Below are 13687 nucleotides of genomic sequence, written 5' to 3'. Positions count from 1 at the left end.
AATCGGGCTTACGGAAGCAGCGTCGTGACGAACTTGTAGCGGTCGCCGCGGTAGATCGCCCGGGCGAACTCCACCGGCTTGCCGTCGGTGGCGAACGAGTGGCGGGTCAGCATCAGCACCGGCATGCCGACGTCCGCGCCGAGCATCTCGGCCTCCTGCGGCCCGGCGAGCGAGGTCTCGATCGTCTCCTCGGCGCGCTCCAGCTCGACTCCGTAGTGCTCGCGCAGGACCGCGTACAGCGAGCCGCCCGCCGTGATGTGCTTGCGCAGCCCGCGGAACCGGCCGAGCGGCAGGTGCGTGGTCTCCAACGCCATCGGCTGGGAATCGGCCAGCCGCAGCCGCCGGAGGCGAAGGATCTTCGCGCCCGCGCGGATCGCCAGCAGCTTCGACAGCTCGCCCTCGACGGCCAGCTCCTCGACCTCGAGCAGTTTCGACGACGGCTTCAGGCCCTGCTTGCGCATGTCCTCCGTGTACGACGAGAGCTGGAGCCGCTGCGCGAGCTTCGGCTCGGCGGCGAAAGTGCCCTTGCCCTGGACGCGGTGCAGCCGGCCCTCGGCGGTCAGGTCCGCCAGCGCCTGGCGCACCGTCGTGCGGGACACGGTGAACTCGCCCGCCAGCGCCCGCTCCGTCGGGATCGGCGAGCCCGGCGGCAAGGCGTCGAGCAGGTCCAGCAGGTGCTGCTTCAGCGCCCAGTACTTGGGTTCGCGCTGCCCGCGCACACCCGCCGCTGTCCCCGCCTCACCCGCGGGGGATGTCTCCAACATGAACGGCTCCCTCACTAACGCGCCACTTCCCCATCAGGAAACGTACCCTTCACCACAAACGCTCCGCCCGGCTAGCATTGGTCTAGACCTGACCGCACGCCGCTTTGCACAACCCGGGACCTCGTTCCCGGCGGAGAGGAAAGTGATGACCCAACAACATCCCGGCGAGCACATGGCCGCGGAAATCTCGGAGCAGCCTGCCGTACTGGCCGGGCTCGTCGAGCGGCAGGCCGGAATTGCGGAAGTAGCTGAAAAGATTTCACAAAACCCCCCGCGTTTCGCTCTGCTCGCCGCCCGTGGTTCCAGTGATCACGCTGCGTTGTACGCGAAGTACCTGATCGAGGTACTCCTTGGCCTGCCCGCGGGTCTAGTGTCGCCGTCCACCGCAACCCTTTACGGCGCGCGCCCGGATCTGCGTGACGTGCTCTTCGTCACCGTAAGCCAGAGCGGCGGCTCCCCGGACCTGATCGAGGTAACCGAGGCGGCGCGTCGGCAAGGCGCGCTGACCGTCTCCGTCACGAACACGCTCGATTCGCCGCTGCGCGCGGCGGCGGAGCTGGGCGTGGACATCGGTGCCGGCGTCGAGAAGGCCGTCGCGGCGACCAAGACGTACTCCGCGACGCTGCTCGCGTTGTACCTGTTCATCGACGCCATCCGCGGCGGCAAGGGTGCCGACGCGGAGAAGCTGGGCGAGCTGGCACAGCAGACGCTCGACGGCGCGGCCGAAGGCGTACAGCGCGCGGTGGACCGTTACCGCTTCGTCGACCGCGTGCTCACCACCGGCCGCGGCTACTCGTACGCGACCGCGCTGGAGGGCTCGCTGAAGCTGGCCGAGACGAGTTACCTCGCGGCCCGCGCGTACAGCGGAGCGGACCTGCTTCACGGTCCCGTCGCGGCTGTCGACGGAGAGACCGCGGTGCTCGCGGTCACCAGCGCCGGCCACGGCGGCCACGCGATGGCCGAGGTGCTCGACGCCGTCGGCAAGCGCGGGGCGGACGTGCTCGCGGTGGGCTCGGCCTCCGCGGACGTGCCGGCCGCGTTGCGGATCCCGGTGGCGCCGTCGGCCGAAGAACTCGCGCCGATCTTGGAGATCCTGCCGATCCAGCGGATCGCGCTGGGCCTCTCGCTCGCCCGCGGCGGCGACCCCGACAGCCCGCGCGGCCTGCTGAAGGTCACCAAGACCCGGTGAGCTTCGTCGTAGGCGTGGACGCCGGCGGCACGTCGACCCGGGCGATCGTGGTCGACGCCGCCGGCGTTGTGCTGGGCTCGGCCGCCGGCGAGGGCGCGAACCCGAACGCCCACGCACCCAAGGTGGCGGCCGGCCGGATCGCGGACGCCATCGCCGCCGCGCTCGGCGGGCGGACCGGCGTGGTCGCCGCCGTGGTCGGCATGGCCGGGGTGAGCAAGCTCTCCGACCCGGCCGTCGCGGCGGTGTTCGACGCGGCGTGGCAGCGGGTCGGGCTCGGCGGCGTGGTCCGCACGGTGGCCGACGCCGAGGTCGCGTACGCGTCGGCGACGTCGGCCCCGGACGGCACCGTGCTCGTCGCCGGCACCGGCTCGATCGCCTGCCGCATCCGCAAACGCCGCACCGCGGCCAGAGCGGGCGGCTACGGCTGGCTGCTGGGCGACGAGGGCTCGGCGTACTGGCTCGGCCGCGAGGCGGTGCGGTCCACTTTGGCCGCACTGCGCGGCGGCGCCGACCTCACCGGGCTGCCGGCCGCCGTGCTCGCGGCCGCGGCCGGACCGTCCGCTGTGGACTCTCCCGCTTCCGGTCAGGCGACTTTCCACATCGGACCCGTGGAGACGGAGGCGGACCGCGTCGCCACCGCGAGCGCGCTCATCACGAAGGCCAACGCCGAACCGCCCGTCCGGCTGGCCCGGTTCGCTCCGCTCGTGAGCGCCGCGGCCATCGCCGGGGAGCCCGCCGCGATGGAGATCGTCGCCCGCGCGGCCGATTTCCTGGTCTCGCTGGCGCTCGCCACGCGCGAGCCCGGCGAGTCGACCCCCCTGGTTCTCGTGGGCAGCGTGCTCGCCGAGGACAGTCCGGTCGGCGCCGCCGTACGGGCCGGTCTCGCCGGACTCGACGTGCTGACCAGCTCCGACGGGGTACTGGGGGCCACCTGGCTGGCCGCGGTCGACGCGTGGGGCGAGACGGCCCCGCGGCCTTCCCGGGAGTGAATGCGACCGAAAATTGGTTCAAAGGGTCGAAAGCGTCGACTCAGGCCCGGTGATCCGGGTACCGTAGGCACCGGCCCCCGGACCCTCCCCCCTCGCCGGGGGCCGCCTTATGTCCCGGGTCGCTCGTCCGCCCCGGGTTCGCGGGCCAGGCGCAGGCCCGGATGCTCCGGCGGCAGCGACTTGTACAGCACCCAGCCGCTCACCGCGACCGTCGCCGCCACCAGCGGCCAGGAAAGCACGGTGCGCGCGATGCCGAGCACGACCACCTGCCCGGCCCACCACAGCAGGCCGTAGACCACCACGCGCAGCAGGTACTGCAGCACCCACACCCAGCTCGCCCACGAGTAGGCGCGCAGCAGCGCGGGGTCGCGGCGCCAGCGGGTCTTCTGGCCGAGCAGCAGCCCGACGATCACGCCGAGCAACGGCCAGCGCACCACGATGCTGGCCGCGAAGAGCAGCGCGCTCGCCGCGTTGGACAGCAGCTGAAGCAGGAAGAAGTCCTCCGCGCGCCCGGTGTGCAGCGCGATCAGCGCGGCGATCACCACCGCGGCGAGGCTCACCACCACCGCGCGCGCCTTGCCGCCGCGCACCACCCGGTAGCCGCCGAGCAGCACCGCGACGACGATCGCGACGCCGGCGCCCCACGCGATCGAACGCCCGGTCACGAGCCAGCCGATCACGAAGGCAGCCGGCGGGATGCTCGCGTCGATCGCCCCTCGCCGGCCGCCGAGGATCTGCGTGAGCGATTCGCGCGCGGGCGTCGTCTCGTCGGTCACATTCACAGCCTGCCGGATCCCGGCCGGACCCTCCCGGCCGGGAGACCTTCACCACATCGGATGTCCGATTGGCCCCCGGGCGAGCGGTTCACGGGCCTGCCGAGTGGTGAAGTTCGCGTAATACGGGGGCGAATCGGACCGACAAGGTAAGAGACTGTGACATCCAGCTGAATCAGGGGTGGCTTCCGGGAAGGATACGGGGACGTCCGACTGTTAGTTGGGGTGTACAACTACATGTCGGGGGCAAGCGCGGCGAGATGGGAAGGGGAACCCAGCGTGTACGGAATCGACAGTTACGTGGCTATCGGTGACAGCTTCACCGAAGGCCTCAACGACGGACTGCCGGACGGCTCCTTCAGGGGCTGGGCGGATCGGCTCGCGGAGGTCCTCTCCGGGGGTGAGCCGGGTTTCCAATACGCCAATCTGGCCCTGCGCGGCAAAATGCTCGACGAGATCATCGACGAGCAGCTGCCCATCGCGCTCGAGCTGAAGCCCGACCTGGTCACCCTGTGCGCCGGCGGCAACGACATCATCGTGCCGGGCGCGGACGTCGACGCCGTGGCCGCCCGCCTCGAGGCCGGGGTGGCGAAGCTGCGCGCGGCCGGCATCCCGGTGGTCATCTTCAACGGCCCCGACACCAAGTCCCTGTCCGTGATGAGCGTGCTGCGCGGCAAGGTCGGCATCTACAACGCGCACCTGTGGGCGATCGCGGAGCGCCACGGCGCGAAGATGGTCGACCTGTGGGCGATGGAGCCGCTGCACGACCGCCGCGCCTGGAGCGACGACCGGCTGCACTTCACGCCGGACGCGCACCGCCGCATCGCGCTGCACACCGCCGAGGTGCTGGGCGTGCCCGTGGACGAGGACTGGCGCGTGCCGTACCCCGCGAGCACCGAGCCGGCCACCTGGATCACCTCCCGCCGCTCGGACCTCACCTGGACCAAGACGCACCTGCTGCCGTGGATCCGCCGCCAGATCAAGGGCGAGTCCATGGGTGACGGACTGTCACCGAAGCGGCCGCAGCTGTCCCCGCTCGTGCAAGCGGAGGCCGCCGCGCTGGAAATCGAGGTCCGCAACTTCCGCGACAACGCCGCCGCGTCCTGACGCCGTTTCCCCTTCCCGGTCGGCCCCCTCGCCTTCGTGAGGGGGCCTTCCACGCAGGAAGGGCCACCCGAACGGCGGGCCCGACCAGGTCGCCAACGGGAGTGCACCGGCCTATGGTCCCCTTATGTCCGGTGCACGCGGCTGGCTCCGCCTGATCCCCCTCGCGGTGGTCGTGACGGCCCTGCTCGCGGGGCTGGCGACGTGGGTGAGCGGGTCCGGCATCGAGTCCGGCCTCGGCGAGCGGTCACGCTCCGCGCTCACCGCGGCCGGGATCACCGGCGGCGACGTGACATTCTCCGGGCGCGAAGCGACGCTGTCCGGCTTCCCCGCCGAGCAGGCCGGCCGCGCGCTCGGCATCGTCCGGGGAGTGGACGGGGTCCAATCCGCGCAGGTCTCCGGCGGGGGCACGCCGTCCACGCCCGCGCCGTCGCCGAGCAGCGCGCCGCCCACCACCAGCGCGCCGCCGAGCCCGAGCGCCACCCCGACCCCACCGCCCGCGCCGCCGACGGACCGCGCCGGTATGCAGGACGCGCTGGACAAGCAGCTGGCGAGCACCCCCGTCACGTTCAAGCCGGACAGCGCGCAGCTCACCGACGAGGGTGACCAGGCCGCGCGGGGAATCGCGAAGCTGCTTTCGGCCGCGCCGGACAGCCTGCGCTACCGCATCACCGGGCACGTCGCCGACGGACCGGGCGGGCGAACCGCCGCGCTCAAGCTCGCGCAGAACCGCGCACGGACCGTCGTGCGGCTGCTCACGGACGAGGGCGTGCCCGCGAACCGGCTCCTCGCCCGCGGCACCAGCGTGACCGCACCGGGCGGCGGCTCCGGCGGCGACGACCGGCGCGTCGAGATCACAGTCGAAGAGAGGTGACGGCGGATGCTCTGGCTCTTCGGGCAGATCTGGCTCTGGCTGCTCATCGCGTTCCTGCTCGGGGCCGCGGTGATGTGGCTGCTGATGCGCGCGGCGCGGCCGAAACCGTTGGCGGAGCACGAAATCCACGATTACGACGAGGTGGATGAGGAACCGCTCGACGTGCCGGCGCCGCTGGAGGCCGAGCGGACGCAGTACATCCCGGTCGGCCGTTACGACCACGAGGACCCGCAGCAGCCCGAGCGCGTTTACAACGACTACCCGGAGGTCGACCCCGACGAGCCCTACGAGCCGGAGGACCACTCCGAGGGCCGCCTGCCGGAGCCCGAAGCGCGCCTGTCGGGTGATCTCGGCTGGCCCGCCGCGGCGGAGACCGACGCGGAGACGACCGGCGAGTGGCTGCGGACGGACCGGCCTTCACCACGGCAGCCTGGGCGCGGTGGCTGACACCCACCTGGTAAGTTCGGCTACGCACTGTGAGCGGGAGCCGGCGAGCCCCGGACGAGGTCAGGAGGTCCGATGGCGCTCCCGCACTGGACGCCGCAGAACCTGCTGCCGCCGGGCCGTCACCCCGCGGACCTGGCCGATGTCTACGAGCGGCTGGTCTTCGACGCGCCGTATCAGAACGAGCGCGAGATCCTGTTCAGCGCCCTCAACAGCTACCTCGGTGTCGCCCGTCGGGTGATCTCGTCCGGGCGCGCGTGGGTCAGCGGCGCGTTCGTGACACGGACGACGCCACACCCGCCGCAGGGCCTCGACGTCGTGCTGATCCCGGACGAGTGGGGCGCGCTCAAGCGGCTCGACGACCACGGGCGCACCGCGTTGTACGGCCTGCTCACCCTGCGCGGCATCATCGTCGGGCAGCCCGCGATGTACCTCGACCAGGTGCAGCCGGTCGGCGGCATGCTCGACGGATTCCTGTGCCGGCCGGGGGACGAGGACGTGTGGGAGGCCGTGTGGGCCGACGGCGGCAAGGGGTTCCCGGAGATGGTCTGGTGAGGAACGAGTTCCGCCGCATCGCCGACGAGGTCCCCGGCGGCACCTGGCTCGACGACCTGGCCCGCGCGTCCGCGATGGCGGCCAACGCGAAGTTCGAGCGCACTTCGCGCTCGCCGCTGCTGCACGTCTCGGTGATCGGCGAGACGCACATAGACGCGTACACCTTCTCCGACATCAGCCGCGCACTGCAGGACGCGACGGCGAAAATCGGCCACATCATCCGCAATCCGTCCAATGAGGTCACGTTCGTCCAGCAGGCCGACCGGGACAAGGCGCCGCTGATCCAGCGCGGCCAGGCGGGCAACGCGATCTTCTTCGGCTTCCCCGAGCCGGCCCTCGAAGACGCGCTGATCCACGACGGGATCGAGACGCTGTCCGAGCGCGCGGTCAAGGAACTGTGCGACTTCCTCCCGGCGAACGGCTCCGACGACGGCGCGCTCGACGCCGTGCTGCTGCAGCGCGACACGGTCCGCAACGCGGTGAGCGACGTCGTCAACGCGGTCAGCAAACACGCCGGCATCGGCATGGCGCTCACGCCCACGGCGGGCGAGCAGCTGACGCGCAGCATGACCACGGAACAGGCGCGGGTGCTGCAGGGCAGCCTGCGGGAATCGCGCGAGGCCGTCGGCTACGAGACGGTGAGCGGACGGCTCGACGGCGTCCGCACGCGACGGCGGATCTTCTATCTGGAGCGCGAATCGGGCGGGACGATCCAGGGCGCGGTGGCGCCGGACCTGCTGGACCAGATCAAGGAGAACCTCGACCGCCCGGTGACGGCGCGGCTGCGCGTGGTGCGCACGACCACCATCGACGGCCGGCGTGGGCGTCCGGTGCACGAGCTGCTGGAGATCACGCCCGAAGTGAACCTCTTCGATCATTGATTGATCCCGCTGCCATTCACCACCGTGAATTCCGCGGGGATTTCACCTACCCTGCGTACGCCCTATTTTGATCATGGCGGAATATCCTTTTCGGGCACGTTCCAGCAGGTCATCATGGGGGCGTGGCGCCAGTAAATGACCGGAGTCCGGCCGAAGCGGTGAAATGCTGACGTTTTCCAGTATGTAACGATTTCGTCTACCGCCATGCTTTTGGGTTAACGTCGTCGCACTTCAACCCGAAGGGCCCCACGCATGACGTCCGACCCCCGGTACCCGCCTGCCCCCGCACGCCACGGCCGCCCGCCCGCGCCCGTCTCCGTCACGCAGCGCCGCGCGCCGGCCAGACCCAAGCTGAACTTCTTCGCCGTGATCGCCCTGCTGTGCGGTCTCGCGGCGATTCTTGTGGCCTTCATGCCGGACTACAGCTACCTCGCGTGGCCGCTTGTGGGCGTCGGCCTGGTCCTTTCGCTCGTCGGCCTGGTGCTGGCCGGCCGCAACGTGGTGCGGGGACGCGGCCTCGCCGTGCTCAGCCTGCTGGTGTCGGTGGCCGCGGCCCTGCTGTCCGGCGCGATGCTGCTGTTCCCGTCGGCCTTCGGCGCGGGCGGCGCGAGCGAGCTACACCTGCCGCCGGTCTCCGGCGACAAGCATTCGGTGGACTACGTGGTCACCTCGGCCGGCGGCGCGACCGTCCGCTACGGCACGCTGAATGACCAGCGCACCGATTCGGCTCCCCCGAGCACCGACCAGTGGCACGGCAAGGCCTCCTACAACGGTGGCGCGCCGATCCTGTCCCTCACCGCCGACAGCTCGAACGCGGGCGTCAGCAATGAGATCAGCTGCGCCATCGTGGTCGACGGCAAGACCGTCGCGGAGAACAGCGGCACGACGATCGCGCTGTGCACGGCCAACGTGGGTTAGCCGGGCGCGTCACCTCATGGGCCGAAACCACCCGTGTCCCTTCCGGACGGAACGGATCGCCAGCACGAAGATGATCACCGCGAGCACGACCAGCGGTACGCCCATGATCAGCATGGGCCACAGCCCGCTGAACGCCAGCCCGCCGTAAACCAGGAGGCCGCCGAAGCCGCCGTAGAGCGTGGCGAAGAAGATCATGAAGGCCGGGCTGCTCGGCATCGGCAACAGGATCATCGGCCGATGATCCCAGCCGGGCGGCGCGAACGGTACTCGTTGAGCACATCGCGCGGGACAACTACTGCCCTCGACCACCGCCGCGCGAGACAACCACCGTCCGAGACCGGCACCGTCCGAGACCAGCACCGTCCGAGACCAGCAGAGTGCGGCCTGGCGGCCGGCCGGCCTACCCCCATTTCGGCCGGCCAACCGCCACCGAACCGCTCCTGGCGGCTCTTCCGGACCCGGGCCGCGGACGGTCGCGGGGCCGTGGTGCCGGCTTCCCAGCCTGCCCCTCCCCTAGGGCTCCCCCGGCACCGGACGGACCCTACGCGGCCCCGTTCCGATCACGCTAAGAAACCACTAAGGATGCCCGGCCAGGGTATGGACCACCTGCGGAAACGCTGGTGAAACGGATTCAGGCGCCACCGGACCGGCGCCGCCCGAGAGCGGGCTAAACCGCGGCCACCGCGAAGTAGTGGTCGAGTTCGAGGTCGGCGAGCAGGCGGGGCAGTTCCGGCGCCCAGTCCAGCAGCTTGCGGGTGCGGGCGCTGGACGTGGGGTTGTCGGCCGCGACGATCGGGGCGAGGAAGCCGAAGTGCGCCGGCGCGGCCTCGTCGGCGATGGGGGCGACGGGCACGCCCAGGCGCCGGCCGATGACCTCGGCGATCCGGCGCAGCGGGACGCCCTCGTCGTCCACCGCGTGCAGCCGCGAGCCGGCCGGGGCGGATTCCCATGCCAGCCGGTAAAGGCGGGCGGCGTCCGTGGTCTGGACGGCGGGCCAGCGGTTGGCGCCGTCGCCGACGTAGCCGGAGATTCCCTTCGCACGGGCGGTTTCGACCAGCATCTTGACGAAGCCGTGGCGGTCCAGCGGGCCGTGCACAGTCGGCGGGAGCCGGACGATCGAGGACCGGACGCCCCGCTCGGCGAAACCGATCACGGTGTTCTCCGACTCGATCCGCGGCCCCGACTCGAGCGTGTCCTCCTCCGTGATGGCGCGCCCCAGCCCGGCGCCGGCGAGCATGGCCGTCCCCGACGTCGTCACCAACGGCTTCCCGGTACCGGCCAGCGCTTCGCCCAGAACCCGCACGACGGTCAGGTCGTCCTTGATCGCGGTCTCGTAGTCGCCGCTCATCATCGCTTCGTGCTTGAAGGCGAGGTGGATGACGCCGTCGGCCGCCGAAGCGGCTTCGCGCAAGCCTTCGAGGTCGTCCAGGTCGCCGCGGCGCGCCTCGGCGCCGAGCGCCTCGACCTTGGCGGCCGACGCGTCCGACCGGGCCAGGCCGACGACCTCGTGCCCGGCCGAAACGAGTTCGGCGACCACGGCCGAGCCGACGTGACCGGACGAGCCGGTGATGAAAACCCGCATGAGAACTCCTCCTGGGAAAACGGGCCGCGGCCCGTCCAGGTGATGACACCTGGTGCCATGACTATAGCATCGGACGACACCGGGTGCCATCACCTAGAATGCGGACATGGGCCGATGGGAACCGAACGCACGTGAGCGACTGGAGCTGGCCGCCCTCGAGCTGTTCCGCGAGCGCGGTTACGACGGCACCACCGTCGCGGAGATCGCCGAGCGCGCGGGCCTGACCAAGCGGAGCTTCTTCCGGCACTTCGCCGACAAGCGGGAGCTGCTGTTCAGCGGCCAGGAGCAGCTCACCCGGCTGATCGCCGAGGCGATCGCCGCCGCACCGACGTCCGCGACCCCGCTCGAAGCGATCACCGCCGCGCTGACGGCACTCGATTCGATCTTCGACGACGAGCGGCGCGTCTTGGCCCGGGAGCGCCAGGCGATCATCGCGGCCAACGTCGAGCTGCGGGAACGAGAACTGCTCAAGGGCACCGTCCTGACCACGGCCATGGCCGCCGCCCTGCGCGAGCGCGGGGACCCGGAACCGGTCGCGAACCTCGCCGCCGAATTCGGCGGCCTCGCCCTGCACCTCGCCTTCACCCGCTGGATCGAGCCGAAGGCCGGCGAGGCCTACGCGAAACTCGCCCACCAGGCGGTCGACGAACTGCGCGCCACCGCCGCAGAACTCGGCTGAAGGCCTAATCCAGTTCCGCGGCCTCGGCCCGCAGGTCCGAGACCCGGCCCGGGTTCGTCCACTCGTACAGCCCCAAGGCGAGCCCGTACTGCTCCCGCGCGGCGTCCACGCTGCCCCCGGCCCGGAGGATGCGCGCGAGCGTGACGCGCAGGATGCCTTCCTGCAGCTCGAGTTGACGCGCCGTGGCCAGCTCGACGCCTTCGCGCGTGTAGCGCTCGGCCGCGGCCCGGTCGCCGGCGCGCAGGTGCAGCTCGGCGAGATTGTTCAAGGACACCACGGCATAACTGTCGTCGCCCAGTTCGCGGTCGATCTCCAGCGAGCCGAGCTGGTGGGCGATCGCGTCCTGGACGCGGCCGGCGCGCTTCTCCGTCTCGGCGCAGTTCGCCAGCGCCTGCCCGCGCAGCTCGAGGTCGCCGGTCCGCTCGGTCTCCGCGACGGCCTCGCGCAGCCGCTCGATGGCCTCGTCATGGTGCGACAGCAGGGAAAGCGCGCTGCCGAGGTGGATGTTCGCCGACGTCACCAATCGCTTGTCGCCCAGCCCGCCGGCCAGGTCGAGGGCGCGCTCGGCGTCGGCGAGGCAGCCCTGCGGCAGCTCGAAGGTCAACGCGACGGCGCAGCGGGAGATCAGCATCCAGCACTGCCCGAGCACCTCGCCCGCGGCCTCGGCGGCGGCCAGCCCGAGGTCGACCAGGCGGTTCCAGTCGTCGAAAAGCGGGTGCACCACGCGGTAGGTGTGCGCGACCCGCGCCAGCCGCCAGACGTCGGAGTACCGCGCGGCGGTGTACGCGGCGTCGAGCACCGCCAGCAGGTTCGGCCACTCGGCGGCGAACCAGTCCTGTGCCTCGTCGTAGGTCCGCAACGGCGGCAGCGCTTCGGCCGGCAGCGAGCCGGTGAAGTCGAGCGAGTCGACGATCCGCAGCATCCGGCGCCGCGCCGTGTCCGAAGCGGCCTGGTAGTAGCGCACGGCACCGGCCAGCACGCCCGCGCGCTCGTCAGTGTCCAATTCGGACTGTGCCAGCTCCCACAGGTACAGCCGGACGAGGTCGTGCGAGACGAAGACGTCACGCGCGGTCTCGGCGAGCAGGTTGTGTGTCGCGAGCGTCCGCAGTGCTCGCCGCGCCTGCGCGACGGGGATCCCGGCCACCGCGGCCATCAGGTGCGGGCCCACCGCTTCGCCGGGCAGGGCGCCGAGCCACAGCAGCAGCCGGGCCAGTTCCGGGGGCAGGCCGCGGTACGAGACGTCGAACGCCGCCCGCACGCCGTCGTCCGCGCCGTCCACCTGGAGCGCGGCGAGGCGGGTGCGCTCGTTGCCGAGCTCGTCGACCAGGTCCTTCGTAGTCCACTGTGGACTGGACGACAGCCGCGCGCCCGCGATCCGCAACGCCAGCGGCAGGTAGCCGCAGAGCCGGGCGAGCGCGTGGTTCAGGTCGAAGTCGCCGGGACCGGCCAGCTCCTCGATCACGAGCACGGCGTCCTCGGGCGCGAGCGTGCCCAGCACCCGCAGCCGGGCGGCGTGCGAAACGGCCAGCCCCTCCAGCCTCGAGCGGCTCGTGACCACGGTCATCGAGCGCGAGCTGGGCGGCAGCAGCGGACGGACCTGCTCGGCCGTGCGCGCGTCGTCGAGCAGCACGAGCATCCGCCGTCCGGCGATCAGCGACCGGTACAGCGCGACGCGTTCGTGCAGCCGCTCCGGGACCTCGCCGGCCGCCACGCCGAGGCCGAGCAGGAACTGGGTCAGCAGGTCCGCGGGCTCCATCGGGGCGTCACGGGCGTCGAAACCACGCAGCGACGCGAACAGCACGCCGTCCGGAAAGCGCTTCTCCGCGTGGTGCGCCCACCACACGACCAGCGCGCTCTTGCCGACCCCGGCTGTCCCGGAGACGACGGCGACAGCGCTCTCGGCCGTCTCGGCCAGCCTGTCCAGCCACACCAGCTCCTCGTCGCGGCCGGCCAGCGCGGGCAGCGCGGCGGGCAGCTGGGAAGGCGCTTTCCCGGGCTCGGCCGGGCTCGGCGCGGCCACACTGCGCGCGCCGAGGTCGTCGTTCAACACCCGTTCGTGCAGCCAGCGCAGCTCACTGCCGGGCTCGACGCCGAGCGTGCGCAGGGTGGCCCGGGAAACCGTCCGGTACAGCTCGAGCGCGTCGCCGCGGCGGCCCGCGCGGTAGAGCGCGCGCATGAGCTGGCCCGCGGGGCGCTCGGCGAGCGGGTCGGCGCGGACGATCGGGCTCAGCTCGACGATCAGCTCGTTGTGCCGGCGCAGCTCCAGGTCGGCGTCGACCCGGGCACCGTGCACGGCCAGGCGGAGGTCTTCGAGTTCGGGCGCCCGCACGGAATCGGGCACACCGGACAGCGCGGGCCCTTGCCACAGCGCGAGCGCCTCCGCGAGCAGCGCCGAAGCCCGCGCCGGCGGCTCCAGCGCGGCGCGGTCCAGCAGCGCCCGCGCGCGGTGCGCGTCGATCCGCTCCGGGTCGATCGCGAGCTGGTAACCGGGCGGGCTGGTGAGGATCTCCGCCACCGGGCCGTCGGCCATGTCCCGCAGCACCCGGCGCAGGTGCGAGACGTTGCCGTGGACGATGGTCCGCGCGGTGGCCGGCGGGTCGTGGCCCCACAGCGCGTCGATGATCTCTTCCAGCGGAACGACTTTGCCGACCTTCAACGCCAGCAGCGCGAGCAGGCCCCGGACCCCGGGACCGCCGATGGCGACCGCCTGGGCGCCGTCGAGCAGGCGCACCGGTCCGAGCAGCTCGACGCGCGCGCCGGCTCCGTTTTCGGCCATGCTCCCGCGCACCTCCCCGGGCTGGTCCGGCGCCTGTCCGCCAAAAACGTCAACCTACCGTGATCGGGAGCTGACAGATACAGCTCTTTCGTGAACGATCACCGCCGGGCAACCGCCGATTGGCCGCTGTTTCACCGTCAGTACGCCCACTTCGGCAGC

Annotated in this window: 14 protein-coding genes; 9 read left to right on the top strand and 5 right to left on the bottom strand. The window is 71.7% G+C overall.

Annotation, left to right across the window (positions count from 1 at the left end; all coding sequences use genetic code 11):
• Nucleotides 1-8 precede the first annotated feature (8 nt).
• A complete protein-coding gene (locus BMY97_RS14085) occupies nucleotides 9-764 on the bottom strand; it encodes a GntR family transcriptional regulator (RefSeq protein ID WP_091617257.1) in 756 nt (251 codons plus the stop codon).
• Between the two features lie 145 nt (nucleotides 765-909).
• On the opposite strand from BMY97_RS14085, the gene BMY97_RS14080 reads away from it, so the two are divergent.
• Together BMY97_RS14080 and BMY97_RS14075 are read left to right on the top strand one after the other, a co-directional pair.
• Nucleotides 910-1953 carry an SIS domain-containing protein gene (locus BMY97_RS14080; protein ID WP_177231336.1) on the top strand — a complete coding sequence of 348 codons (1044 nt, stop codon included), beginning with the start codon at nucleotides 910-912 and terminating at the stop codon, nucleotides 1951-1953.
• Nucleotides 1950-2942 (top strand): N-acetylglucosamine kinase, encoded by a 993-nt coding sequence (locus BMY97_RS14075; protein WP_091617255.1) that lies wholly within the window; start codon nucleotides 1950-1952, stop codon nucleotides 2940-2942. The genes BMY97_RS14080 and BMY97_RS14075 overlap by 4 nt, the downstream gene beginning before the upstream one ends.
• Before the next feature lie 107 nt (nucleotides 2943-3049).
• On the opposite strand, the gene BMY97_RS14070 is transcribed toward BMY97_RS14075, so the two are convergent.
• Nucleotides 3050-3718, bottom strand: a complete 669-nt coding sequence (locus BMY97_RS14070) for a DUF3159 domain-containing protein (RefSeq protein WP_091617509.1) — start codon at nucleotides 3716-3718, stop codon at nucleotides 3050-3052.
• 276 nt (nucleotides 3719-3994) lie between these two features.
• Between BMY97_RS14070 and BMY97_RS14065 the strand changes: the two genes are divergently transcribed.
• The 6 genes from BMY97_RS14065 to BMY97_RS14040 all read left to right on the top strand — a co-directional run bounded on the left by BMY97_RS14065 (nucleotide 3995) and on the right by BMY97_RS14040 (nucleotide 8491).
• On the top strand, nucleotides 3995-4822 hold the full coding sequence (locus tag BMY97_RS14065; protein WP_091617254.1) for an SGNH/GDSL hydrolase family protein: 828 nt from the start codon (nucleotides 3995-3997) through the stop codon (nucleotides 4820-4822).
• A gap of 124 nt (nucleotides 4823-4946) precedes the next feature.
• Nucleotides 4947-5693: an OmpA family protein gene (locus BMY97_RS14060; protein ID WP_091617253.1), complete on the top strand. Its 747-nt coding sequence runs from the start codon at nucleotides 4947-4949 to the stop codon at nucleotides 5691-5693.
• Between the two features lie 6 nt (nucleotides 5694-5699).
• Entirely contained in the window at nucleotides 5700-6140 is a 441-nt protein-coding gene (locus BMY97_RS14055) for a LapA family protein (RefSeq protein WP_091617252.1), read from the top strand.
• Nucleotides 6141-6212: 72 nt separating this feature from the next.
• The gene (locus BMY97_RS14050) at nucleotides 6213-6692 is read left to right on the top strand and encodes a DUF6932 family protein (protein WP_091617251.1); all 480 of its coding nucleotides are present in this window, start codon (nucleotides 6213-6215) and stop codon (nucleotides 6690-6692) included.
• On the top strand, nucleotides 6689-7573 hold the full coding sequence (locus BMY97_RS14045) for a hypothetical protein (RefSeq protein ID WP_091617250.1): 885 nt from the start codon (nucleotides 6689-6691) through the stop codon (nucleotides 7571-7573). Before BMY97_RS14050 ends, BMY97_RS14045 begins: the two co-directional genes overlap by 4 nt.
• A gap of 252 nt (nucleotides 7574-7825) precedes the next feature.
• Nucleotides 7826-8491, top strand: coding sequence for a hypothetical protein (locus BMY97_RS14040; RefSeq protein ID WP_091617249.1), 666 nt, complete (start codon nucleotides 7826-7828; stop codon nucleotides 8489-8491).
• Nucleotides 8492-8500: 9 nt separating this feature from the next.
• Here BMY97_RS14040 and BMY97_RS14035 read toward each other — a convergent pair whose 3' ends face one another.
• Together BMY97_RS14035 and BMY97_RS14030 are read right to left on the bottom strand one after the other, a co-directional pair.
• A complete protein-coding gene (locus tag BMY97_RS14035) occupies nucleotides 8501-8722 on the bottom strand; it encodes a hypothetical protein (RefSeq protein ID WP_091617248.1) in 222 nt (73 codons plus the stop codon).
• A 436-nt stretch (nucleotides 8723-9158) separates the two neighbouring features.
• Nucleotides 9159-10073: an SDR family oxidoreductase gene (locus tag BMY97_RS14030; RefSeq protein WP_091617247.1), complete on the bottom strand. Its 915-nt coding sequence runs from the start codon at nucleotides 10071-10073 to the stop codon at nucleotides 9159-9161.
• 106 nt (nucleotides 10074-10179) lie between these two features.
• Between BMY97_RS14030 and BMY97_RS14025 the strand changes: the two genes are divergently transcribed.
• Nucleotides 10180-10752, top strand: a complete 573-nt coding sequence (locus BMY97_RS14025) for a TetR/AcrR family transcriptional regulator (RefSeq protein WP_091617246.1) — start codon at nucleotides 10180-10182, stop codon at nucleotides 10750-10752.
• 4 nt (nucleotides 10753-10756) lie between these two features.
• Here the strand turns inward: BMY97_RS14025 and BMY97_RS14020 are convergent, their stop codons facing one another.
• Nucleotides 10757-13528 (bottom strand): AfsR/SARP family transcriptional regulator, encoded by a 2772-nt coding sequence (locus BMY97_RS14020; protein WP_091617245.1) that lies wholly within the window; start codon nucleotides 13526-13528, stop codon nucleotides 10757-10759.
• Nucleotides 13529-13687: the final 159 nt, after the last annotated feature.

This window comes from Amycolatopsis saalfeldensis (genome assembly GCF_900110575.1).
Classification (GTDB): domain Bacteria; phylum Actinomycetota; class Actinomycetes; order Mycobacteriales; family Pseudonocardiaceae; genus Amycolatopsis; species Amycolatopsis saalfeldensis.
Note: the sequence above shows the minus strand (reverse complement) of the source record. Positions and strands in the feature narration are given on the sequence as shown.